General features: G+C 51.5%; 20 protein-coding genes, 2 tRNA genes and 1 pseudogene. 14 read left to right on the top strand and 9 right to left on the bottom strand.

Annotated features, from left to right (window positions below):
- Nucleotides 1-12 precede the first annotated feature (12 nt).
- Nucleotides 13-378 carry a response regulator gene (locus tag AAB417_00640; protein ID MEK7630525.1) on the bottom strand — a complete coding sequence of 122 codons (366 nt, stop codon included), beginning with the start codon at nucleotides 376-378 and terminating at the stop codon, nucleotides 13-15.
- A gap of 31 nt (nucleotides 379-409) precedes the next feature.
- Entirely contained in the window at nucleotides 410-1,363 is a 954-nt protein-coding gene (locus AAB417_00635; protein MEK7630524.1) for a HAMP domain-containing sensor histidine kinase, read from the bottom strand.
- A gap of 154 nt (nucleotides 1,364-1,517) precedes the next feature.
- Between AAB417_00635 and nusA the strand changes: the two genes are divergently transcribed.
- Genes nusA through clpP form a run of 4 tightly spaced genes read left to right on the top strand, consistent with a single transcriptional unit; the run spans nucleotide 1,518 to nucleotide 6,332 of the window.
- Nucleotides 1,518-2,729 carry a transcription termination factor NusA gene (gene nusA / locus AAB417_00630; GenBank protein MEK7630523.1) on the top strand — a complete coding sequence of 404 codons (1,212 nt, stop codon included), beginning with the start codon at nucleotides 1,518-1,520 and terminating at the stop codon, nucleotides 2,727-2,729.
- A gap of 29 nt (nucleotides 2,730-2,758) precedes the next feature.
- Complete coding sequence (locus AAB417_00625; protein MEK7630522.1) at nucleotides 2,759-4,732, top strand: sodium-translocating pyrophosphatase; 1,974 nt, start codon at nucleotides 2,759-2,761, stop codon at nucleotides 4,730-4,732.
- Nucleotides 4,733-5,746, top strand: coding sequence for a trigger factor (locus AAB417_00620; protein MEK7630521.1), 1,014 nt, complete (start codon nucleotides 4,733-4,735; stop codon nucleotides 5,744-5,746).
- 1 nt (nucleotide 5,747) lies between these two features.
- Nucleotides 5,748-6,332 carry an ATP-dependent Clp endopeptidase proteolytic subunit ClpP gene (gene clpP / locus AAB417_00615; GenBank protein MEK7630520.1) on the top strand — a complete coding sequence of 195 codons (585 nt, stop codon included), beginning with the start codon at nucleotides 5,748-5,750 and terminating at the stop codon, nucleotides 6,330-6,332.
- A gap of 286 nt (nucleotides 6,333-6,618) precedes the next feature.
- Here the strand turns inward: clpP and gpmI are convergent, their stop codons facing one another.
- Nucleotides 6,619-8,196 (bottom strand): 2,3-bisphosphoglycerate-independent phosphoglycerate mutase, encoded by a 1,578-nt coding sequence (gene gpmI / locus AAB417_00610; GenBank protein MEK7630519.1) that lies wholly within the window; start codon nucleotides 8,194-8,196, stop codon nucleotides 6,619-6,621.
- Nucleotides 8,197-8,295: 99 nt separating this feature from the next.
- Here gpmI and rny point away from each other — a divergent pair, with 99 nt between their 5' ends.
- From rny to AAB417_00585, 5 genes are all read left to right on the top strand, one after another.
- Nucleotides 8,296-9,825: a ribonuclease Y gene (gene rny, locus AAB417_00605; GenBank protein ID MEK7630518.1), complete on the top strand. Its 1,530-nt coding sequence runs from the start codon at nucleotides 8,296-8,298 to the stop codon at nucleotides 9,823-9,825.
- 119 nt (nucleotides 9,826-9,944) lie between these two features.
- Nucleotides 9,945-10,217 (top strand): HU family DNA-binding protein, encoded by a 273-nt coding sequence (locus AAB417_00600; protein ID MEK7630517.1) that lies wholly within the window; start codon nucleotides 9,945-9,947, stop codon nucleotides 10,215-10,217.
- A gap of 61 nt (nucleotides 10,218-10,278) precedes the next feature.
- Nucleotides 10,279-10,557 carry an acylphosphatase gene (locus AAB417_00595; protein ID MEK7630516.1) on the top strand — a complete coding sequence of 93 codons (279 nt, stop codon included), beginning with the start codon at nucleotides 10,279-10,281 and terminating at the stop codon, nucleotides 10,555-10,557.
- Nucleotides 10,558-10,736: 179 nt separating this feature from the next.
- Nucleotides 10,737-10,810 (top strand) — tRNA-Gly (locus AAB417_00590).
- 285 nt (nucleotides 10,811-11,095) lie between these two features.
- Nucleotides 11,096-12,589, top strand: coding sequence for a hypothetical protein (locus AAB417_00585; GenBank protein MEK7630515.1), 1,494 nt, complete (start codon nucleotides 11,096-11,098; stop codon nucleotides 12,587-12,589).
- A gap of 241 nt (nucleotides 12,590-12,830) precedes the next feature.
- Here the strand turns inward: AAB417_00585 and AAB417_00580 are convergent, their stop codons facing one another.
- From AAB417_00580 to AAB417_00560, 5 genes are all read right to left on the bottom strand, one after another.
- Nucleotides 12,831-13,148 (bottom strand): hypothetical protein, encoded by a 318-nt coding sequence (locus tag AAB417_00580; protein ID MEK7630514.1) that lies wholly within the window; start codon nucleotides 13,146-13,148, stop codon nucleotides 12,831-12,833.
- Nucleotides 13,149-13,245: 97 nt separating this feature from the next.
- Nucleotides 13,246-15,510: a putative Ig domain-containing protein gene (locus AAB417_00575; protein MEK7630513.1), complete on the bottom strand. Its 2,265-nt coding sequence runs from the start codon at nucleotides 15,508-15,510 to the stop codon at nucleotides 13,246-13,248.
- Between the two features lie 243 nt (nucleotides 15,511-15,753).
- Nucleotides 15,754-17,112 (bottom strand): MopE-related protein, encoded by a 1,359-nt coding sequence (locus tag AAB417_00570; protein ID MEK7630512.1) that lies wholly within the window; start codon nucleotides 17,110-17,112, stop codon nucleotides 15,754-15,756.
- A 263-nt stretch (nucleotides 17,113-17,375) separates the two neighbouring features.
- Nucleotides 17,376-17,446, bottom strand: a tRNA-Pro gene (locus tag AAB417_00565).
- A gap of 35 nt (nucleotides 17,447-17,481) precedes the next feature.
- Nucleotides 17,482-17,991 carry a YraN family protein gene (locus AAB417_00560; protein ID MEK7630511.1) on the bottom strand — a complete coding sequence of 170 codons (510 nt, stop codon included), beginning with the start codon at nucleotides 17,989-17,991 and terminating at the stop codon, nucleotides 17,482-17,484.
- A 657-nt stretch (nucleotides 17,992-18,648) separates the two neighbouring features.
- On the opposite strand from AAB417_00560, the gene AAB417_00555 reads away from it, so the two are divergent.
- Both AAB417_00555 and AAB417_00550 read left to right on the top strand, forming a co-directional pair.
- The gene (locus AAB417_00555) at nucleotides 18,649-19,197 is read left to right on the top strand and encodes an NUDIX domain-containing protein (protein MEK7630510.1); all 549 of its coding nucleotides are present in this window, start codon (nucleotides 18,649-18,651) and stop codon (nucleotides 19,195-19,197) included.
- 176 nt (nucleotides 19,198-19,373) lie between these two features.
- Nucleotides 19,374-19,649, top strand: a complete 276-nt coding sequence (locus AAB417_00550) for a type II toxin-antitoxin system HicB family antitoxin (GenBank protein ID MEK7630509.1) — start codon at nucleotides 19,374-19,376, stop codon at nucleotides 19,647-19,649.
- A gap of 357 nt (nucleotides 19,650-20,006) precedes the next feature.
- Here the strand turns inward: AAB417_00550 and AAB417_00545 are convergent, their stop codons facing one another.
- Nucleotides 20,007-20,675, bottom strand: coding sequence for a hypothetical protein (locus AAB417_00545; protein MEK7630508.1), 669 nt, complete (start codon nucleotides 20,673-20,675; stop codon nucleotides 20,007-20,009).
- A 113-nt stretch (nucleotides 20,676-20,788) separates the two neighbouring features.
- On the opposite strand from AAB417_00545, the gene AAB417_00540 reads away from it, so the two are divergent.
- From AAB417_00540 to AAB417_00530, 3 genes and pseudogenes are all read left to right on the top strand, one after another.
- The gene (locus AAB417_00540; GenBank protein ID MEK7630507.1) at nucleotides 20,789-21,868 is read left to right on the top strand and encodes a TraM recognition domain-containing protein; all 1,080 of its coding nucleotides are present in this window, start codon (nucleotides 20,789-20,791) and stop codon (nucleotides 21,866-21,868) included.
- A 398-nt stretch (nucleotides 21,869-22,266) separates the two neighbouring features.
- A complete protein-coding gene (locus AAB417_00535) occupies nucleotides 22,267-22,641 on the top strand; it encodes a DUF6573 family protein (GenBank protein ID MEK7630506.1) in 375 nt (124 codons plus the stop codon).
- Between the two features lie 71 nt (nucleotides 22,642-22,712).
- Nucleotides 22,713-23,072, top strand: a pseudogene (locus AAB417_00530) (JAB domain-containing protein).
- The last annotated feature ends 49 nt before the right edge of the window (nucleotides 23,073-23,121 follow it).

Here is a 23,121-nt window from a genome sequence, read left to right as displayed (position 1 = left end):
GAGGATAGTACTTTATCCGAGAATATCTTTTACCTTTGCAAGAACTTCCTTGAGTGCGTAGTTTGCCTTGACCAAATATCCGCGCGCGCCAAGCTCAATCGCCTTCATCACCTCGGTACTTTCTTCAAGATTGGTCAGCACCAACACGGGTACCTCCTTGATTGTCTCGTCCTGTTTGATTTCCTGTAAAACCTCAAATCCGTGTTTTTTCGGTAAAATGAGATCGAGCAAAATCATATCTGGCTTCTTTTCTTTCGCGAGCTTGATACCCTCTTCGCCATCAAACGCTTGGAATATCTCATATCCATCGGCGGCAAACGCTTTTTGAAGTGCGTCTTGGAGTGCCGCTTCGTCTTCGATAATAAGAAGTTTTTTCATACTCTATACTATATATTTTTAATTTTTGTAATTACTTTTTCTGGACCATCGCCTCGCCCGAAACGAGCGGGAGCGTATACCAAAATGTCGACCCTTTACCTTCCATGGAAGCGAAACCTGCCTTGCCACCCATAGCACCTACCAGTGACCGCACCAGATAGAGGCCGAGCCCCGTGCCCTCGGCGCGCATCCGCAGGGCATTTTCCGATCGAAAGAACTTCTGGAAAATCATCGCCTGATCGGCTACCGGAATACCAATACCCGAATCAGTCACCTCGACGCGTGCCGTATTTTTAGCACGCAATACTTTTACCGTCACCTCGCCGCCTTTCTTAGTGTAGCGTACGGCATTGTCGATGAGGTTTTCTGTCACCCAACGAAGCTTTACTTCATCAGCAAATACCACCAAAGGCCTTGCCTCACCCACAAACACAAGCTTTTCGTCTGCCTGCTCCGCGAGTGGCTTGTAGCCGTTGGCGATTTGCTCGACAAAATTGTCGATTGTAATCGCTGTTGGCCGCAAAATGACACGGTCGTCCTCAATACGGTTAACCTCGAGCAGGTCATTGACGAGCGCGATCATGCGTTCGTTCTGTCGTCTAATCGTGCCCATAGTGGCGGCGACATCTCCTGTCACCGTCTTCATCTGGTCAAGCATAAGCTCTAACTGCCACTTGATAGCCGAGAGCGGCGAGCGAAGCTGATGCGAGACAATATTGACGAACTCGGATTTGATGCGCGATGCGTCAGCCAAACGCTGAAACGATGAGACAACGGCATTGCCAACCACAAAGAGAAACGCCGCCATCATCGACACCGAGATGATAACAACCGCCGGATCATCAGAAAAACGCTGTGCCGCAATCGCGGTCGTAACCATACCCGCTACATTGACTCCGCCCATGACAATAAAGAGAAAGGGCGGACAAGTCCATAACGAAACATTATACTTACGACATTGTGAGACGACATGGAAAGTATTCATAAGAACTGATGCCTTTAGTATACACCCTGTAAGCCACTACGGGGAGGGTGCTTGACTGTGAAAAGAATACTGCTATAATAGAAGAGTCATTGTGATTGTTCTGATGGTCCGTCTGAAACGGGCCATTTTTTATCCAAAAAACAACTATACACTCATGGATCTCAAAATAATCAAAGCAACGCTCGAAGAGCTCGCCGAAGAAAAGGGAATATCAAAAGACAAGGTCCTCGAGACCATTGATATGGCGCTCGCTGCCGCCTATAAACGCGACTACGGCAAGCGTGGACAGATTATACGAGCAACTTTTGACCTTGATTCAGGTGGGATATCCTTTTCGCAGGTCAAAATCGTCGTCGACCAGTCAATGCTCAAGTCAGAAGAAGAAGTGGCCGCCGAAGACTCTTCGGGTCACTCCGAACGAGACGAGGAAATGGGGGGTGAGCAAAAGCGTGTTCGGTTCAATCCTGAGCGCCATATAATGGTAGACGAAGCACATAAAATCAAAAAAGATGCCGTATTGAGTGAAGAACTCATCTTCCCACTCGAGACTCACGCCGACTATGGTCGAATCGCCGCGCAAACCGCAAAACAGGTCATCATCCAGCGTATTCGCGAGGCAGAACGCGAAGCTATCTACGAAGAATTTAAAGAAAAGCAGGGGGAAGTCGTCAGCGGTATTGTCCAGCGCGTAGAAGGACGCAATGTGTATCTTGATCTCGGACGCACCACCGCCCTCTTGCCCGCCGAAGAACAGGTACAACACGAACGCTATCGCATTGGTGAGCGCATCAAAGGGCTTTTGCTGATGAGCGAACGGCAAGCACGCGTCCCACTCATGTATCTCTCTCGCTCACACCCGCGCTTTGTCAGTAAACTCTTTGAGATAGAAGTACCGGAAATCGGCCAAGGCATTGTGGAGACCAAGGGTCTTGCCCGCGAAGCTGGCTCTCGCACAAAGATTGCCGTCATTTCACACGACCAAAGTATTGATCCGGTAGGATCGCTCGTCGGTCAAAAGGGTGTGCGTGTTGGCACCGTCATCGCCGAGCTTGGTGGCGAGAAAATCGACATCATCGAATGGTCAGACGACCCTACCAAGTTTATCGCGAACGCTCTCTCGCCTGCCAAAGTACTCGATGTCACTACCGATGAAGATACCCATACGGCAACCGTACTTGTTGACGATTCTCAACTTTCGCTCGCTATCGGCCGCAATGGTCAAAATGTTCGTTTGGCCGCCAAACTCACCAGTTGGAAGATTGATATCGTAACCCGCGAAGGTAGAGAAGCTCATGATACTGATTCTGAAGAAACACCGAGCGAATCTGAAAAAACCGAGGAAACCTCAACTGAAGAGAAATCATAAAAGATTATTAGCCTACTGATCACACTCCTATGATTACATTCGCAATTATCACCAGTCTCATCTCTATCGCGTTCGCCTTTTGGCTTCGCCTCGCGATCATCAAACTCCCCGAAGGCAACGAGCGCATGCAAGAAATCGCAACCGCAATCCGCGAAGGTTCATACGCATTCCTCAAGCGCCAATACCGTACCGTAGGTATCGTAGCTGCCGTACTCTTTGTAGTACTCGCTGTCGCTTATTCGATGCATTTAGCTCTCGGATTTTTGATAGGCGCGGTCTTCTCCGCATTTGCCGGCTTTATCGGCATGCAAACAGCGGTCATGGCAAATGTCCGCACTGCTGAGGCCGCGCGAACAGGCATCAAACAAGCATTCGATGTCGCATTCAAAGGAGGTGCGGTTACTGGATTTTTGGTAGCAGGCCTCGCTCTTTTGGCGGTTACACTCTTTTATGCCGCATACGCAGGCACCGCGCATCTAGTAGACGCGCTGATCGGCCTTGGGTTTGGTGGATCACTCATCTCGGTATTTGCGCGCCTCGGCGGCGGTATTTATACCAAGGGTGCTGATGTGGGCGCAGATCTCGTAGGCAAAATCGAGCTCGGCATCCCCGAAGATGATCCACGAAATCCCGCAGTCATCGCTGACAATGTTGGCGACAATGTAGGTGATTGTGCGGGTATGGCAGCTGATCTTTTTGAGACCTATGCTGTCACGCTTGTCGCCGTATTGCTTCTTGCGTCAGGCCAAGAAACTTTACAGCTCTACCCGCTTGTATTGGGTGGCGCGGCACTCATCGCATCGATCATTGGCTTTTTCTTTGCCAAGATAAAAGGTGAAGCAACCATCATGCAAGGACTCTACAGGTCGCTTGTCGCGACCTCTATCCTTGCCGCGGTATTCTTCATCCCCGTCACGCGCATGTTTTTTGTGCGCGACGCTATGGCGATGTTTTTGTCAGCAGCCATTGGTATCGCTGTAGCGCTCGCAATGGTCCTCATTACTGAATATTACACATCAAAAAAATTCCGCCCTGTTAAATCAATCGCAAAAGCGTCTGAGTCGGGACACGGCACCAATGTCATCATCGGACTTTCGGTGGGACTTGAGGCAACTTTTGTGCCGATTCTTATTATTGTCACTGGCATGCTCGGCGCCTACGCGCTTGCAGATCTCTATGGTATAGCGATCGCGGCGTTTAGCATGGTCTCACTCGCTGGCATCATCATCACCATCGACGCGTTCGGTCCTATCACTGACAACGCGGGTGGCATCGCCGAGATGGCGAATCTTCCGGCGTCAGTGCGCGCGAACACCAACCCTCTCGACGCGGTGGGCAACACCACCAAAGCAGTCACCAAAGGATATGCTATCGCGTCAGCAGGTCTTGCCGCTATCGTTTTGTTCTCGGCGTATCTCGATGAAGCAGCCCATCTCGGAAAAACAGTATTTCTCAATATGGCAGATCCCGTGGTACTCGCCGGTCTCTTTATCGGCGGCGCACTCCCATACATCTTTGCTTCAATCGCTATGCGTGCAGTAGGTAACACGGCGGGCGCTGTCGTACACGAAGTACGCAGACAGTGGACCACCACCAAGGGTATTGCGGAAGGTACCGCAAAACCTGACTATGCGCGCACGGTAGATATCGTAACCCAAGCGGCACTCCGCGAGATGATAGTACCAGCTCTCTTACCAATCCTCGTCACCCTTATCGTCGGGTTCGCACTTGGCGCCGAAGCATTGGGCGGCCTTCTCATCGGCGTTATCACCACAGGACTTTTTGTCGGTCTCTCGATGACCGCGGGGGGAGCTGCGTGGGACAACGCGAAAAAATATATTGAGGACGGCCACCATGGAGGCAAAAAATCATTTGCCCATCAAGCAGCCATCACCGGCGATACCGTTGGCGACCCATACAAAGACACGGCCGGCCCCGCCATCAACCCTATGATCAAAGTCGTCAATATCGTAGCACTTCTTATCATCCCGTTTTTGAACTAAATGAGTGTAGAGATCATAAAAATTGAGAACTCGCGTGTTGAGATCAAGGGCGCTATCGACACGCATGTCTTTGACTCATATATATTGAAGACAACCACGCGCGTTGTAGCCGATGCGGAGCTCGATGGCTTTCGAAAAGGTAAAGCGCCCGAAAAAATGGTAGTCGACAAAGTTGGCGAAGATAAAATCTTGCAAGAATCGGCAGAAGCCGCCCTGCAACATGAATGGCCGAAAGTTTTGGCGGAGCAAAAAATTGAAGCTATTGGTCCTGCCGAATTTCACATAACTAAAATTGCGCGCGGCAACCCCCTTGAATGGACGGCGCGCGTAGCAGTCATGCCTGATATTACCCTGCCCGACTGGAGAGGTATCGCACACGAAGTAAATAGCAAAAAAGAGACACCGACACTCGAGGTAACTGAAAAAGAAATAACCGATACACTTACCTACATCCAGCGCGTGCGCACGCCTGAAGGCACGACTCCCCCACCAATTGATGACGCCTATGCACAAACACTCGGGAGCTTTTCAACACTTGCAGCGTTACAAGATAATATCAAGCAAGGCATTTTAGAAGAAAAAAATAGTAAAGCACGCGACGCGCATCGCATGCGCCTTATCGAAGAAATCGCCAAAGCTGCTACGGTTGAAATCCCAGAGATCATGATCGACGCCGAGCAGACCAAGATGGTGGACGAGTTGCGTCACAGCATTGAGGAGATGGGTCTTGTCTGGAGCGAATACTTGGCGCATCTAAAAAAACCTGAGACTGAAATCCGCGCAGGATTTAAAGAAGATGCGGCGCGCCGTGTATGCGTATCGCTCACCCTTCGCGAAATTGCGCACAAGGAATCGACCGAAGCAACCACCGACGAAGTCACCAAACGCGTAGAAGTCATGCTCCGCCCCTACGAAGAAAAAGACCGAGCACAGATTGACCGAGGTCGCGTAGAGGAGTACGCTAAAGGCGTCTTACGAAACGAAAAAGTAATAGAACTCTTAGAGATCCAATAATATGCTTATCCCAACTGTTATCGAAAAATCAAGCTACGGCGAACGCGCCTATGATATTTACTCGCGTCTTCTCAAAGACCGCATTATTTTCTTGGGTAGCCAGATCAATGATCAGGTAGCAAACGCGATTATCGCTCAACTTTTGTTCTTGGAGCTCCAAAGCCCCAAAGAAGACATTTCATTTTATATCAACTCGCCGGGCGGATCAGTAACCTCAACACTCGCTATCTATGACACTATGCAGCACATCAAGCCTGATGTCGCTACCATCTGCGTAGGCATGGCAGCCTCGGGTGGTGCTATCTTGCTCGGTGCTGGTCAAAAGGGCAAACGCTATTCACTCCCCAACGCTGATATCATGATCCACCAAGTATTGGGTGCCGCAGAGGGTCAAGCATCTGACATTGAGATCAACGCGCGCCACATCCTCAAAGTCAAAGATCGCCTCAATAAAATTTTGGCAAAGCACACGGGGCAATCGCTCGATAGAATTGAAAAAGATGCTGATCGCGACTTCTATATGGATCCAGAAGAAGCTAAAAAATATGGCATCATCGACGAGGTCATCAAATCTAAAACAAAATAAACTCAAAACAAAAAAGCCCCCGCAGGGGCTTTTTTGTTTATAAAATAAAAACACTCTCGATGATATCGAGAGTGGGTAAAAACGCCAGTTGGTCGTTTACTGATGAGAGACTGGCTGACTCCCCAGTAGCGCGTCCGAACTCCTCAGACACCTCATTGCTCGGGTCGGGGTAGCAACTCAAACGGTGAGAGGCGGAACAAACCGAGCGACCTACGGCCCCCAGCAAGCACACTGCTTACTCGCTGGAGTAAAAAAGGAAGACTCCACTGAGAGTAGCAAGGAAAGGTTATACGAGCAAACGCGGGAGTAGATTAATCCCCGTCATCTCAGCGGGTACGGAAAGACCCATGAGGTCGAGTACGGTGGGTGCTACATCCGAGAGTACACCCTCGATCTGATTGAGACGCGCATCGATTTCTTGCTGTGATCGAGCTTCTTTTCTACGAAATTGACCTGCTACGAGATAGAACGGCACGGGGTTTGCCGAGTGCTTCGTGCGTGGCTCACCGGTTAGCCGGTAGCGTTTTTCCTCGGCATTGCCATGATCAGCGGTGATGACAAGCGCGCCGCCCATCTCATCAAGCTTTTTCTTGAGCTTACCCAAGCATTCATCGAGCGTCTCGATTGCTTTTACGGTTGCGTCAAAATTACCTGTGTGCCCCACCATATCAGCATTGGCAAAATTGATCAGTATAAAATCATACTGAGGCATAATCTCGAGTACCGAGTCAGTAATCTCGCGTGCGGACATTTCCGGTTTTTGATCAAATGGCACGCGTGCAGATGGCATGAGCTTACGATCTTCGGCCGGAAACGGCTGCTCTTTGCCACCGTTAAAAAAATAGGTCACATGCGCGTACTTTTCGGTCTCGGCGATATGAAATTGTTTGCGCCCCGCATACGAGATCACGCGTGAGAGCGGCCACTCAAGATTGAGCGGGGGAAATGCCACATGTGCGGGCAAGCCCTTTTCATATTCGGTCATCGTTACAAAAAACAAATTTTGGATAAACGCGCGATCAAACTTGGTAAAATCATGATCGACAAACGAGTGCGCCATCTGCCGCTCACTATCTTCACGAAAATTCATAAAGATCACCGCATCACCCTCGCGAATGCGTCCCTGTGGCTCCCCCTTTTCGTTGACACGCCATGCGGGCGTAAAAAATTCATCAGTGATACCGGCAGTATACTGATCATCAATATATTTTTTTGGAAATTCAAAGGCCGCGCCCTTTTTGCCAATGAGACAATCATATGCTTGTTGGGTTAACGCCCATTGCTCTTCTCTATCCATCGTAAAATGTCGCCCGATGATCGAGGCGATAAACGCATTGGGGCACTCGGTACGCATACGCTCTTCGAGCTGCGGTAAAAAAGTTTTGAGTTCGCGCACTGCCGCATCTCGCCCATCACCAAAAATATGTACCGCGACCCGCTCAGCATTTTCACGACGCGCAAAATTGAGCAGCGCATAAAGATGATCGACATACGCGTGCACGGATCCAGACGAGCAAAGTCCCACGATATGCAGCGTGCCCTTGTTTGATCGTGCGTGTGCAAGCGCGTCAACAAACGCGGGATTTTCAAAAAAAGTACCATCTTGAATTGAGACAATGATGCGTGGCAAATGATGATAGAGTACGCGCCCTGAACCGATGGTCAGGTGGCCTACTTCAGAGTTTCCTTCCTCGCCCCACGGTAAACCCACCGCAAGACCCGATGCCTGCAAGGTAGTAAACGGATAGAACTGATGAATGTCATCGAAGGTAGGTTTTTTTGCCATCTGCAAAGGCGACTCGCCCGGCAATGTGTTGATACCAAAGCCATCGAGCACCGCGAGCACTATCGGTTTGAAGTTCATGTCTCCAGTGTATCACATTGACGAAAGCGCTGAAAAATCATATAGTAAAGCTACCTTAACTATTGTCGTTATTTATGAACCAAGTATTAATTCACCTCTATGTACCTCACCTCACAACTCGGCGTTGTGGCTTTGGTGCTTCTGGCGGGCGTTGGCATCGGGTATGTCTTGCGCAAATTTATTGCTCAACAACAAAAAAACTCGATCGAGCTCGAGATTCAGAAAAAACTTCTCGAAGCTAAGACTGGAGGCCAACAATTAATCCTCGAGGCACAAACAAAAGCAACAAGCGTCCTCGAAGGAGCTCAAAAGGAAATCAAAGAACGCGAAGCTGAAATTCACAAATGGGAAGACCGTAACACACGCAAAGAAGAAACACTCGAAAAAAAGTCGCAAGAACTCGAAGACGAAAAAACGGGCCTCCGCGACAAAGTGGAGAGAATCCGCCAAGCACAAGAAACGCTTAAAAACAAAGAAGAAGAACAGCGCGCAGCTCTCGAGCGCGTAGCGCAACTCTCACAAGAAGATGCCCGCGAGCAACTTTTTGGCGCCATTGAGAAAAAATACGAGTCAGACTTTTTAGGTCGTCTCCATAAGCTCGAACTGCAGGGCGAAGAACGCCTTGGCAAAAAAGCACGCGATATTTTAGCGGCTATCATCCAACGCGTCGCTACCTCGACCGCGTCTGAGGTGACTACCACCAGCGTCGTCATCCCATCCGAAGAACTCAAAGGTAAAATTATTGGACGCGAAGGTCGCAATATTCGCACCCTTGAGCGCGCGGCTGGCGTTGAAATCATCGTCGATGATACACCGGGCATGATCACCATTTCCGGCTTTGACCCCGTGCGTCGGCATATAGCCAAGATGGCACTCGAAGACTTGATCTCTGACGGGCGTATCCAGCCCGCGCGCATTGAAGAATCAGTCGATAAAGCAAAATCACAAATTGAAAAAATAATGAAAGACGCGGCAGACGCCGCCGCGTACGAGGTCGGCATCTTTGACCTTGACCCCCGCCTTATGCAGCTACTTGGTCGCTTGCGCTTTCGCACCAGCTACGGGCAAAATGTCCTTCAACACTCGGTTGAGATGACGCACATCTCGGGTATGCTTGCATCCGAACTTGGCGCTGATATTGCTATCGCCAAAAAAGGCGCACTCTTGCATGACATCGGCAAAGCAGTCGATCACGAAGTACAGGGAACGCATGTCGAGATTGGTCGCCGCATTCTACAAAAATTTGGGGTTGATACTGCCGTTATCCAGGCGATGCAGTCACACCACGAAGAATACCCGTATGAAACGCTCGAATCGATCATCGTCCAGACCGCCGATGCAATATCTGCATCACGCCCTGGAGCACGGCGTGATTCAGTAGAAAACTATCTCAAACGCTTAGAAGATCTTGAGCGTATCGCGGGATCTTTCCCAGGTATCGAAAAGTCATATGCCATTCAGGCAGGCCGTGAAATCCGCGTATTTGTCACCCCCGAGAAGATTGGTGACTTGGAGGCCAAGAAGCTTGCTCGTGACATCGCCGACCGTATCGAGCAAGAGCTCAAGTATCCGGGCGAGATCAAGGTAAATGTCATCCGCGAGTCCAGGTCCATCGAATACGCCCGCTAAAGTGGGCTGTGCATAATGAAAGTGCAAAATGTGTTGCAAACAAAGGATTTGTGATACTATGTCTGTAGCATTTCATGCAAAACGAAAAAGGTCGTAACTCAAAATAATTTTTTTCTCACATGAACAAAGGCGACTTAATCGAAGCAGTCTTCAACAAAATCGGCGGTACCAAAAAAGGTGCTGAAGAAGCAGTTGACACCGTATTCGATTCAATCACAAAAACTCTCTCAAAGGGAGACGAGGTAGCGGTATCTGGCTTTGGCACCTTTCTTACCAAAAAGCGCCAAGCTCGCACCGCACGCAACCCGCGCACGGGCGCTGCAGTACAAGTACCTGCAATGCAAGTTCCAAAGTTTCGCGCAGGCAAAGGCCTCAAAGACGCAGTTAAGTAAGAATCTGCCACTATACAAAAATACCTCGCACCCGCGAGGTATTTTTGTTTTAATGAAACCAATGAAACCACAAGGACGCATCATGATCAAGATAACCGGCCGCGTGCAGGGAGTGTCGTTTCGATTTTACACAAAACAAAAAGCTGACGAGCTTGACCTTTGCGGCTTCGTGAAAAATAATCCTGACGAGTCAGTAGACATTGTCGCCGAGGGTGATCACGCGGCACTCCAAAAACTCGCAGACTGGACCGGCAAAGGCCCCGAGTTCTCAACGGTTGATCATTGTGAAACTGCATGGGGTGAGTATAGCGGTGAATTTTCGTCTTTTGAAATTCGCTAGCGTATGCTACGATACCGATGCCGCTGTAAACCCTTCTCCGGAAGGGGATGAAAGCGGCATTTTTAAAAAGCGGTCGTCGTATAACGGCTATTATGGCTGCCTTCTCCCGCAGAACAAGGAGTGAAACGACTATGTTCTGCGAAGATCCCGTTATACAGAGCGTCAATCCATATAAAAACGCGAGCGTAGTTTAATGGTAGAACGTCTGCCTTCCAAGCAGAGGGCGCGAGTTCGATTCTCGCCGCTCGCACCAGAATCACCCTTGTCACGGGATCCTCACAAAATATTGTCGCTGCGCTCTGTATTTTGCGGGACAAGCAGCAGACGCGGGTTCGACTCCCGCCGACCGCACAAGTAAAAATGACTCCGCGCTATGCGGGGTTATTTTTATTTGTTTTGGATGAAAGGGGGTCGAACCGGATTTTTGCGCCACTGGTTCGAGCAAAAATCCGTGGCTTTGCTGTGGAAGCAAAGGGACTCCCGCCGACCGCACAAGGAACTAATTGTACATCTCTAATAACAAAGATAGTATGAGGGTATGAATCATCGAACAGGATTCGCACCAGTGGTTTTTTTGCTTGTAATTGTTAGTGTCATAGCTGTTGGAGGCGGAGTTTATTTTTATGAATTAGAAACTTCTGAAGACAAGGAGCGCGCAACCATACCAACCAAAACATCCGAAGAGCTGGAAAACCAAAAGGTAGTAGATACTACCGAAAACTCTTCTGTGATTAAAAAAGAAGACCAACAGGAAACAACGAATACAAAAATCTTAGAGAAAAAACCTGAGCAAAGACAGCTCCCACAGAAGTCGACGCCGCCTCAACAACCAATACCGACACCGGTCGTGGTCATGCCTCCTGTCGCTCAACCTCTACCTCCTACCGTCAAAAAACTTCTCCCGCCACCGCAAACCCTAACAAAACCCATACCAAATGTTTTAATCTTAGAAGTTCCAGAAAATGATCCGAGTCGATACGAAAATGGTGTCATGTCTATGAATGCAGTGGTTCAAAAATTCTATGAAATATATCCTGATGAATTTGATATGTTGGTAACATTTGATGTTGGCAAACAAAATAACAAATACAATGGGTGGAGCAATGGTTTTATGAGACGCTATGTACCTTCGAATATTGGGCAGATTAACGAGTGCTCTACGGTAGAGAATATGAACTGTAGCGGATACCCTACACGCCTAAGATATATACAACAATTTAAAATGTGGGATGATACCACTCTTTCCGGCTATGTATTTGTTCATGAACTCGGGCATTACTGGGGGGTCGGCTGGGGTGTTCAGGGGGCACCTCAATGCTTTGATTCGTGGGCCTCATATGTGTACGACTTTCCATCGGGACATTGGTCATCAAATTTTGAGGCTGGCCCGCTGAGCGTAATAGTTGGAGGGGCATTGCAAGCTAAAAATGGCACATACCTTCAACCTCGTCTCAGCAGAATCATAGACAATAAGGACGGTACATTCACCACTACTGGCATGGAAGGCATAACGAACACCACCCCTAGATTTAATTATATTGACCTCTACGCGATGGGTTTGATGACTGAAGAAGAACTTGCAACTAAAGATATGTTTATTGCCTATGACCTTGAAAGGAAAGGCTCTGAAGGGGATACATTTTACGGCGTCCGCAAAAATATCACTTTAGACAACTTCAAAACAATGCTAAAACAACTAACAGCCTGCATGAAAGATCCTCAATATAATCCTTATAATAATCCTCAGTTTAGTAATAGGATTTACTATACGGGAGATGGAAGTCGTATTTTAAACTCTCACGACAATGGGAAGGAATTTGTTAAGGACTTCAAAGTAGCATTCATTTTTATGAAATACCCTGAGCAGACAACATCAAATAAAAGTGCGCGCGACATATGTCAGGCAGTCAATTATGATTATCCAAAACTGTGGAATGATGCGACTTATGGATTGTCTACTATTCGTACATACTTATCGGAAGCAAGTAAAAATCCTGATTGCGCGACCCTTTTCCCACCTCATTTGGATTAATAAATTTGCATATAAAAATAACCCCACGTAGTGCGGGGTTATTTTTATTTGTTTTGGATGAAAGGGGGTCGAACCGGATTTTTGCGCCACTGGTTCGAGCAAAAATCCGTGGCTTTGCTGTGGAGGCAAAGCGACTCCCGCCGACCGCACATAAAACAAAAAAGCGCCTTGCGGCGCTTTTTTGTTTTTTTAAGTTTTATAGCCAAGAGTACCTGGGGAACCTATCACCCTTGATGCTTCTTTATTTTTTCTTTCCCTTAATTTCTGAGTTCTTAGGTATTTCCGACCTCTTAACTTCCATATACCCCGCATATTCTGTGCCGGGCAAAGCGTCTCGCCAGCGCTGTGCTACCTCTTGATCTGCGAGACGATCAAGTACAAACCCTATATTTTGTTTTACCAGACCCTCAGCGTCTCCTCCCGGGTCCTGGGCTCGAACACTTTCAACATATTCATCGTAAAATGCTTTTATCTCTGCGGGATCTTTTAATCGCTCCATTACTTCTACGAGATCAACCTTCTCGGACTCTTCTTTCGGCCCACCTTCAAAATTTGTCATAAAAATTACATTTAAGCTGATAAAACCTCTCTATAAACATTCTAGCACCACGCATAAAAACCAAAAACCACCCGAGAGGGTGGTTTTTGATAGAGTATTACTTATTCTCTTGTGGAGTTGTTTCCCAGTATTCGCTGAGCGTATTCTCCGATACAGCTTCTTTTATCGGCTCATTCGATTCATCATCGAACGGCATGATTGGCAATCCGTTAGGTGGCGTTGACTCTTTTACTTCCTCGTCATCTTCGTCTGTGTTCGTAAAGATCACATAGAGGATAAACGCGAGAAGCGTGAGAAGCCAGAGCAACCAACCAAGGATGCACCAATTTGAGCGGAGCCAACCTAAGAAGTTGAATAATCCCGCAAGTAATACAGACGCAAGCGACGGGCCTTCAGCGGGCGTCGTCGTCGCAATCAGGTTTGATACGAGAGCAAGATCTGGTGCAGGTGCCGGCCGTATGGCTGGCGTTGGCTGCACGGGTCGTGGGCTGGGGTTTGGTTGTGAAGGAACTGGATTATTTACGGGAGTACTCGGTGCAGGTGGGGGTGGAAGTGCGGGTGCTGGTGGAGTGTTACAACTATTATTGATGAGGCATGGAGGCCCATTGCCTCCGCCTCCTCCACCGCCTCCGCCTCCCCCTCCGCCGGGTGGCGGTGGGGGTGGTGGTGGAGGATCTACTGGCTTGGGATTCACTTCGATAGTAAATGTGTGGGTGCTGGTAGCAAATTTATCATCGCTTGCAGTGAACTTTGCGATAAAAGTGCCAGTTGCACCCGGCGTCCATGAGAACACCCCTGTGCTTGTGGCATAGGTGGCGCCTGCTGGACGCATGATTTCGAGTGTAAGTGGATCGCCGTCAAGATCATTCACACCAAATGTATAATTGATGAGAGTGCCGACGGTTGTCGTTGCACTACGAGGACCTGACCAGATGGGCGGGTGATTGCCACTTACTACTTCAATAGTAGTTTTGTGTGTTGATGTACCCGTGCCATCGTACGCACTGAATAAAACATCAGTGGTACCGATCATGGTTGGCGTCCACATAAAGACGCCTGTGCTCGTGGCATATACTGATCCTACGGGCCGCACAAGTGAAAGCTTGAGCGGATCGCCATCGAGATCATTTACTCCGATGGTGAACATGACCAGAGTATCTATGGTTGTCGTTGCACTACGAGGACCTGACCAAACAGGAAGATGGTTTTGGGTAACTGTGATTTTAAAATCTTCAGTGACCGTATAGGTACCATCTGTAACCGCGACGATAACGTCATATGGCGTTGACGATACCTGTGCTATTTCTGGAGTCCATGTGATAACACCTGTTGATGTGGCAATCACCATACCAACATGGCGCTTTGTAAGCAAATAGCTCAAAGTATCCCCATCGGGATCTTCGGCATTCGCGTCATATTCGTATTTCTCAAGTGCTGTCGCAAAAATACCGGGATTGAAATTTACAAAGTACGGAGGGCGATTGCCACTCGTTACTTCATTGACCTCAATAGTAAATGTATGCGTTGCGCTACCAACACCATCAGAAGCGATGAATGTGGCAACGAAGAGCCCTTGAGTTGTCGGTGTCCAGATAAACGCCCCCGTGCTTGTGGCATAGGTGGCGCCTGCGGGACGCATGATTTCGAGTGTAAGTGGATCGCCGTCAAGATCATTCACACCAAATGTATAATTGATGAGAGTGCCGACAGTTGTCGTTGCACTACGAGGACCTGACCAAACAGGGAGATGATTTAAGCTTTCAACCACCTCAACAGTAAGTGTATGCTCCCCGACACCTTTTCCATCTGAAGCTGAGAAGCGCGCAGTGTACATACCAATTGCAGTAGGTGTCCATGAAAAGACGCCCGTTGATTGATCGTACGACGCGCCATCAGGCAATGTCGTCGTAATAGTCAACGCGTCACCATCGAGATCATTCACGCCAATTACATAATTGATGAGAGTGCCGACGGTTGTCGTTGCACTACGAGGACCTGACCAAACAGGAAGGTTGTTTACTGCATTAACTTCGATTGTTACAAGATGTGAGCCTACACCATGACCGTCATTCGCTGAAAAGTTAGCAGTGTAAATACCAGCCGCGCTTGGCGTCCATGAAAAGATACCCGTCGGCAAGTCGTACGATGCACCATCAGGAAGTTCGGTCGTAACAGTGAGAGGATCGCCATCCAAATCATTTACGCCAATTGTGAACTCCACTGGATCTCCTACCCCTACAGAGGTAGATGAGAGCCCAAACCACTGCGGAAGATTATTTTCACTAATATCTTCTGCGTGTGCGAGTACTGGGAAAAATACCAATGCAAGAGAAAAGAATACGGAAAGTATTCCCTTCTTCATAAGATATTGTTTCTAGTTTATTTTTTTTCGAATCCAGTAATAAGTTTATTTGCTGAAATTGAGTATCTTGCTCGTCGCTATGAAGTTTTTAAGGAGCCGATATAACGGAGAAACTTTAACATTTTTTAACGAAAAAGTCAATACTCCCCAGCAATGAAAAAGCCCAGCACGCATTGGAGCGCACTGGGCTGTGATTCGAAGGGTTTGCCCTTCTATGGTTTGGTTTCTGGTTTCGAAGAGCGGTTACGGGCATCCGTCGTTGACCGTACCATCGCAGTCGTTGTCGAGCTGATCGGTACAGATCTCGGGGAAGGCGCCCGTGTTCTGTGTGCAGATCACATTGCCTTGGTGGCACTTGGTCACACCCGCCGCGCACACACCGAGGTTCCCGGTACTACACGAGATGCCACCACCAGGATTACCCTCGTCGATCTTGGTATCGCAGTCATCGTCACGCCCGTTGCACACTTCTGCGCTTGGGATGCATACTGGCGGCGTTTGTGTTGGTACCGCGGTCGGCGTAGGAGTTCCTGTCGGGGTTGCAGTAGGTACTGGCGTGGGACTGGGAGTCGCCGTAGGCGCTACAGTCGGACTTGGCGTGCGTGTGGGAGTCGGGGTCGGAGTGGGTGTCGCCGTAGGCGCCGGAGTAGGAGTTGGAACCTGTGTTGCCGTCGGTGTGGGCGTACGAGTTGGTGTCGGCGTGAGAGTAGGAGTGGGTGTGGGAGTCCGTGTCGGGGTCGCCATAGGAGTTGGAGTTGGGCTCGGTGTTGGTGTTGGTACGATTCCCGCCGCCCAAATGCACCGAACGTTATCGGAGAACCGAACCTTGTTACCAACCACCTGACCCGTGATCGTAGTCTGCCTCTGGACTCGAATGCTACTGCGCGGGGCATAGAACATCCCATCGTATGAACCATAGGGTCCAAAGGTCGCCATCGCACCACCTACCACGAAGTTTGCATCGTGTGGTAGTACATCAGCCCAAGGCGCAGAGCGGACGACGATGCCTTCGTCGCCCATGAATTTTCCCTGCACCCTGACCTCGACTGGATTCTCGTAGTAGAACTGCGAACCGGCACGAAACCAGGTCTGCAGAAAGTGATACTCGCCGCCCGTCAGAACGACGGTCGCGCCGGGTCCTACTTCGAGGATTCCATACCGGCCGGGTCCGAGCCATGTCGTCCCTTCTTGCGGGATGATGTGAATGTCCTCCGGCAAGAAGAATGGGAGGTCGGGCAAGGTAAGGACAGGGAAATCACCATCGAACTCCCAGTTGACGTTGACGATCCCCACTCTCGTGAGGAAATCCCTAAACAGACCCCCTACCGTCGCGTAGTCGACCATCTTGATCGACGAGGCGGCGACTGGGAAGCTGGGGTCGACGATGGAGTGCGATTGCATCACCATCGAAAACCGCGACGCTCGTTCTATCACGCGATTGACGCCAGCACTACCACCGATGATGGCGGCGTTGGTGCCAAGCAGCAACTTCTTGTTCGCGAAGACACAGTAGTCTTCGAGGTTACGGGGCATCTCACTCGCGCCAGCAAAGTGCGGCACGAACATGAGAACCACCAAAAATCCGAACAGTGAACGCTTCATAACCATTCTCTCCTTCCTTTTCTCTTCTCTGTAAGCATCCGAGATTCTCTCTGAATGCGTTAATCCTATATTATTCAGTTCTCAAGGGCCTAAAGTGTCGAAAAAACTATATCACAAAAACAACTTATTTGCAAGCCCCATAGAGACTGTCGGAGTGCCTGCCTCGCCCTGGGCGGGCTGGGAATCCTCCTTCTGCGCTTCGCTTAGTGCGGAGCTGGGGAAGTCTCCCAGACTTCCCTTCGATTCCCTTTTATTATGAATTGTCGGAGTGCTGGGAATCGAACCCAGTCTATCTGCTCCCAAAGCAGACGTACTACCGGTATACTACACTCCGAATCATGCTTTCACGTGAAAAATAGTCTCACACGACTATATATCAAAAATCACATTTTCAATATGCCTCATTATAGCCGTTTCCCGTGAAAAATCGAGGGCTACGGCCAAAACATCAATCTGCCACTCTCTATCCCCCATCTTACTTTCGTTTTCCATTATATATGACTCGATCGCCCGCATCATGCGCTTCTGCTTAAAGTAATGGACATTATCTTCTGGTCGATATCCATCACTTTCCTCATCAATGCTTTCACGTGAAAGCTCTATTTTAAATGTATTTGCTGTGAAACTTTTTTGTGAAACTTGTCGTGAAACTAAATTTTGAGTATTATCTATATTCATTTCACGTGAAAAGCCGATAGTTTTAGACTTAACCTCTATAAAATGGATAGTATCGGATCGGTCAACCGATACAATATCGAGTTCGCCCCACTTCTTTAGATAGTTTCTATCTAAAACCATATGACCGCTTTTCACAAGAAACACCACCGATACGTCTTCGGCAATGTTCCCTATACGACGCTTTTCGCTATATTGAGGCATACATAAGGCAAAAGGACATAAAAGACATGATTTTAATGTCCTTTATCCACAATGTCCAATAGATATACACAGAAATGTCCAATATTTCACGTGAAATGCCATATTTAAGAGGGGAATCATATAAACTAAGCTATTTTAATGGTCACAATTTAACTTCGATAGACAAGACGATTAACTTTATTTTTTTTCGATTCTATACAATTATCATAACACCGAAGCGAAGTGGTGGACCTGGGGAGAATCTTGCTCGCTCCCACAGCTCGCCCGCGGACTGCCCCCAGCAGTCCGGAGTTCGATTCTTTATTGAGATGTGGACCTACGTAGAGGACGTTCGAACCCTTGCCCTGAGCGCTGATGCCTCCGCTCTTGCGACGCTCGCGAAGATACGAGAACTCACCGACACTCAAGCACACGATGGCCGCAGCATCGCCGCGTGATGCTGCCCAAGTATGACCCTGGCTCGATCAGGAACCAAGAGGGGTGGTGTTCCCTTCGTGGCAACCTCCCCCGCCATGCGGGAGGATGGAAAGGACTCGTCGACGCGAAGAAGCTGATCCGCGACATCTACAAGAGCCGTCTCGATGCTTCCCGCTCCGAGGCTATGACCGCCCGATATCGGATCGCTTGGATTCTTCACGGGCGGTGTATAATGAGAATGTGAAGCTTGAGCACGCACACTTTCCCATCCGCGAGGATGGCCCACCCCTCATCGAGGTACACGTCGCGGGCGTCTGCGTTCGCCAGGATGCGGGACGCTGGAAGGTACTCGGGGCGAAACGCTCACGGGAACGATCTCTCTTTCCGGGCCACTGGGAATGTGGCGGTGGTTCGGTGCTCCCCGGAGAGAGCTTCGAAGCTGCCATCAAGCGGCAGATCTTCGAAGAACTCGGACTCGCCATTGAGCCGAGACAGATTCTCGAGGCGTACTCAATCCACGTGCCTACCGAACAGCGAGTCATCCCCGGCATCCGCTTTCTCTGCCTCGCCAACAAGGGAGCAGTGAAGCTAAATTTCCGAGAGTTCTCGTCCTTCCGTTGGTTCGATCTCCCGCTCCGTCAAAGCGTCCCATGGATTCCCGGGATCAAGGAAGTCCTCGACCGCGTTGGCGAAGATCTCGGGACGACAAAACTGCCACCAGCCCGCGTCGAGAAGAGTCCTGTCGGCTTCGTCCAACCCTCCCGATCGACCGATACCCGCCACAAGTAGGAGACGTTCCGGCTCGGAAGTGAATCGCCAAATCGGCGACCTCGTACTCCTTACAAACAACACTACGAGCATGCAGGGCTTCATCGTCACGTGGACAATCAGGAGAAGAGCGCGGCGTTCTTTACAAGCTACTAAACATAGGTTGACACTGTTGGCCGGTCTCCCTACACTTGGGTATGGAATCAACCCAGATCCTCAAGAAAGGAGGTGGAATCGTGAAGTCGTATGTCTTCCCGGTCGTCGTTGAGCCGGACGCTGACGCTTGGCGCGCCTACGTCCCCGCCCTCGAGGCGAGGGGTGCCGCCACGTGGGGCAAGACCAAGGACGAGGCGCTCCGCAATATCGAGGAGGTTGCCCAGATGGTTCTCGAGAGCCTTCTCGAGGACGGCGAGGCCTTGCCAGCAGACGTCAAGGTACTGGATGAACCCGTGGTGGCCGTCACCATCGGATGATCGACTACAGCCGACTCCGCTCCCTCACAGCCCGCGAACTCGTTCGAGCTCTTCTCGCCGACGGGTTCACTCTCGATCGCCAGCGCGGCAGCCACCGCCACTACACGCATGCTGACGGGCGCCGCGTCACCGTGACCTTCCACCACTCTGGCGACACTTTCCCGCCAAAGACTCTCCGGAGCATGATCGAACTCCAAGCCCGCTGGACGGAGGACGACCTCAGGCGTCTCTCGCTCCTTTCCTGACCCGAATCGGGTACGCCCCGCCGACTGGACCAACCAATCGGCTTTTTCTTTGCCTTCCGGAACCAGCTTGAAAAAGAGGCCAGACGCTCCGAGGAACGTCTGGCCTTGTGGGTTAGGTCGCCGGCAGCACCTTCTCGATCGAGAGGTAGCGGCCGTCCTTGGTCTTGCCCGTGAGGACCCTGCACGGGATGTTCAGATCAAGACCCTCTTCGATCGCCGACTCCTCGAGGGGCGTGCCGGCCGAGGCGAGCAGGCCCGCAACCTTCCGCGTCGAGCCGAACACGCGGGCGGTCTCCCCATTCACCTTGAAGGTGATGAAGAGGCGCCTACCCCACTCGGTGTCCATGCCGCCGACTGACAGCATCTGGGCCGGGGTTCCCTTGGCTCCGTTGCCGTTCGCTCGCGACTTCGACCGAGGGAGGGTTTCCGCCTGCTGCTTCCCGAGAAAGACCTCGACGACCTCGGCCTCGCTGGCGATGATCTCTTTCGCGCATCGCGTGAGTTCATCTGGCGCAAGACTCTCGAGGGGCGAGGTGATCTCGACCGAGAGCGAGTCGATCCTGCCGTCGGGGCTCACGCTTCGCTTCACCCGCATCTGGGCGACCGGACCTCTTGCGGCCGATCGCGTCCGACCGTTCTGCTCCTGGCTCATCGTATCCTCCTTTGTCCAAAGAGCGTCTGCCTTCAGCGTAGGAGGATGGAGCGGGCCGAGTAGACGGGGCATGTTGCCGCGAACGGCAAGTCCTCCCGTCTCGTGTGCTGGAGCGATGGGCTCGATCATGGGTGAGGATGCACCACACCCAGAACCACCTTGCCGTCTTCGCCCGGACGAACTTTCGCACAGAACACAGGCCCTTCGGGATTCGGACCACCGATCGGCTCTTCCATATATATATGCTTGGCAAGACGGGAACCGGAAAGTCGACGCTCCTTGAAACCTTGATGCGGGATGATCTTCGTGCAGGCTACGGCTTCGCCCTGGTCGATCCCCACGGAGATCTGGTCGAGCGCGTGCTCGGCGCGGTCCCCGACGAGCGCAAGGGCGATGTCATCTACTTCGACGTGCCTGACCGATCGCGGACCCTCTCCTTCAACCCGCTCGGCGGGGTTCCCTTCGAGAAGAGGTCACTTGCCGCCTCCGCGATGCTCGAGGTGTTCCGAAAGCTGTGGGCTGACTCCTGGGGACCGCGCCTCGAGCACATCCTGCGGAATGCGCTCTTGGCGCTTCTCGACCAGGAGAAGCCGGTGCTCGCGGATGTCCTTCGCCTGCTCTCGGACGACGACTACCGGCGAGGCGTCGGACAACGAGTCGAGAACCCGCAGGTCCGGTCCTTCTGGCTGCGGGAATTTCCGGGGTATCCGGATCGGTTTCGCGCCGAGGCGATCGCACCAATCCAAAACAAGGTGGGGGCGTTCCTTGCCAACCCCCTCCTCTACGGGATCTTGAACGGCAAGGGAGAAGGCCTCGATCTTCGGCGCGTCATGGACGAGGGCAAGATCCTGCTGGTCAACCTCGCCAAGGGGAAGATCGGCGAGGACACCGCGAACCTCTTGGGATCGCTACTTGTCTCGTCGATCGGCAACGCCGCCTTCGGCCGAGCGGAGATCCCGGAGACCGAGCGGCGACACTTCTGGGTCTACCTCGACGAGTTCCAGAACTTCACGACCCTCTCGCTCGCGAACATGCTCTCGGAGCTCCGCAAGTACCGCGTGGGGTTGGTGCTCGCGCACCAGTACCTCTCGCAGTTGGCACCGGAGATCCGCGACGCGATCATCGGCAACGTCGGCACGATCATCTCGTTTCGGATCGGCTTGGCCGATGCCGAGATCGTCGCGCGCGAGTTCTACCCCGAGATCTCGGAGGGCGATCTCGTCTACCTGCCGAACCACGAGATCTACCTGAAGCTCATGACCCTCGGCATCCAGACGCACCCATTCAGCGCGGAGACGCTGGCACCTCGCGACATCGCTTGAATTCCGAGATGGCCGGTCACCGCGCCATCAGCAGCCGCACGACGGGCTGAGCATACCGTCGCAACACACGGCGCGCCCAGAGTCGCAACCGCAGACGCCGCCGTGCCATGAGCAGCAGCCGCTCCTCTCGACGATATCAGGAACGACGGGTGCGATCTCCGCTTGCGTGCTCCCCTGCAGCGGGAAGGCTGAATATCCGAGAACGACAGTCACGATCGATCCAACAAGAAACCTGCGCATCGGCGAGTCCTCCTCTGTGTTGATGGAAGAGACGCGACTGTCGCTATCACCTTTCACCCGATCCGGTCTGCATTTTCGCAGACCTCTCCCGGGGAGTTCTTTGACGAGACCTCCCGGGGGGAGATTCCTCTCTCTGAACAGTCACCCGAGGGGTGACCATGGAAAAGTTCTTTTCGGACGCCGATGTCGTCCACCGCTACACGCGCGGTCAGGCGATCGAGGATGGCGTGCTCGTCGACATGACCGAGTGGGCAAGCACCCGCGAGATGATGGGTGGATTCCGGATTCCGGTCGCCATGACGGCCGCCGTCTGGGCTCTCGTCCAAGCGCCCGCGGACAGTCACGAGGACACCCGCGGCAGAGCCCACGACGTTCTGTGGATGTCCTCACTCGCCGCCCGCAAACGGCCCGACGACAGCTCTGTCTCGTTCTCGGTCCTCATCGACGCCGAGGTTGTGGAGATGATCCTCCATGTCGGACCTGGCGATGAAGGCGAACCGGTCGCCACGATCATGCTCCCCGGGGAGGATTGACCATGTGGGAGCTCAAGGTCGTCCGAGAGCGGCGAGGCGGCTACGGTCTGGCCGGCTCGCCGGTTGCCGGCTCCGAGCAGATCTTCCGCACCTTCCGTGACCGCTTCCTGAAGCTCGACCGCGAGGAGTTCATCGCCGTGCTCCTCGACGGCAAGGGTCGCGTGATGGGCTTCAACACGGTGTCGGTCGGGTCGCTGACCGCGTCGCTCGTCCATCCGCGCGAGGTGTTCAAGGCGGCGATCATCGCGAATGCTGCCACCCTCATCCTCGTTCACAATCACCCGTCGGGAGATCCCGAGCCGTCCGCCGAGGACGTTGCGCTCACCCGCCGCCTCAAAGAGGCCGGAGACCTCCTCGGCATCCGCATTCTCGACCATGTCGTGATCGGCGATGACCGCTATGTCTCGTTCGTGGACACGGGAAGGTTCTGAAACGATACGAGCCAGCTTCCAAAGGGAGCTGGCTCTTTTCTTTTCGGCA

Source organism: Patescibacteria group bacterium (assembly GCA_038064855.1).
In the GTDB taxonomy this organism is placed as follows: domain Bacteria; phylum Patescibacteriota; class Minisyncoccia; order Ryanbacterales; family GWA2-47-10b; genus SICQ01.
This window is presented reverse-complemented; position numbering and strand designations above follow the sequence as displayed.

Coding starts and splice junctions, on each gene's coding strand:
- AAB417_00640 (MEK7630525.1), bottom strand. CDS start 378: ATGAAAAAACTTCTTATTATCGAAGACGAAGCGGCACTCCAAGACGCA.
- AAB417_00635 (MEK7630524.1), bottom strand. CDS start 1,363: ATGAATACTTTCCATGTCGTCTCACAATGTCGTAAGTATAATGTTTCG.
- nusA (MEK7630523.1), top strand. CDS start 1,518: ATGGATCTCAAAATAATCAAAGCAACGCTCGAAGAGCTCGCCGAAGAA.
- AAB417_00625 (MEK7630522.1), top strand. CDS start 2,759: ATGATTACATTCGCAATTATCACCAGTCTCATCTCTATCGCGTTCGCC.
- AAB417_00620 (MEK7630521.1), top strand. CDS start 4,733: ATGAGTGTAGAGATCATAAAAATTGAGAACTCGCGTGTTGAGATCAAG.
- clpP (MEK7630520.1), top strand. CDS start 5,748: ATGCTTATCCCAACTGTTATCGAAAAATCAAGCTACGGCGAACGCGCC.
- gpmI (MEK7630519.1), bottom strand. CDS start 8,196: ATGAACTTCAAACCGATAGTGCTCGCGGTGCTCGATGGCTTTGGTATC.
- rny (MEK7630518.1), top strand. CDS start 8,296: ATGTACCTCACCTCACAACTCGGCGTTGTGGCTTTGGTGCTTCTGGCG.
- AAB417_00600 (MEK7630517.1), top strand. CDS start 9,945: ATGAACAAAGGCGACTTAATCGAAGCAGTCTTCAACAAAATCGGCGGT.
- AAB417_00595 (MEK7630516.1), top strand. CDS start 10,279: ATGAAACCACAAGGACGCATCATGATCAAGATAACCGGCCGCGTGCAG.
- AAB417_00585 (MEK7630515.1), top strand. CDS start 11,096: ATGAATCATCGAACAGGATTCGCACCAGTGGTTTTTTTGCTTGTAATT.
- AAB417_00580 (MEK7630514.1), bottom strand. CDS start 13,148: ATGACAAATTTTGAAGGTGGGCCGAAAGAAGAGTCCGAGAAGGTTGAT.
- AAB417_00575 (MEK7630513.1), bottom strand. CDS start 15,510: ATGAAGAAGGGAATACTTTCCGTATTCTTTTCTCTTGCATTGGTATTT.
- AAB417_00570 (MEK7630512.1), bottom strand. CDS start 17,112: ATGAAGCGTTCACTGTTCGGATTTTTGGTGGTTCTCATGTTCGTGCCG.
- AAB417_00560 (MEK7630511.1), bottom strand. CDS start 17,991: ATGCCTCAATATAGCGAAAAGCGTCGTATAGGGAACATTGCCGAAGAC.
- AAB417_00550 (MEK7630509.1), top strand. CDS start 19,374: ATGGAATCAACCCAGATCCTCAAGAAAGGAGGTGGAATCGTGAAGTCG.
- AAB417_00545 (MEK7630508.1), bottom strand. CDS start 20,675: ATGATCGAGCCCATCGCTCCAGCACACGAGACGGGAGGACTTGCCGTT.
- AAB417_00540 (MEK7630507.1), top strand. CDS start 20,789: ATGCTTGGCAAGACGGGAACCGGAAAGTCGACGCTCCTTGAAACCTTG.
- AAB417_00535 (MEK7630506.1), top strand. CDS start 22,267: ATGGAAAAGTTCTTTTCGGACGCCGATGTCGTCCACCGCTACACGCGC.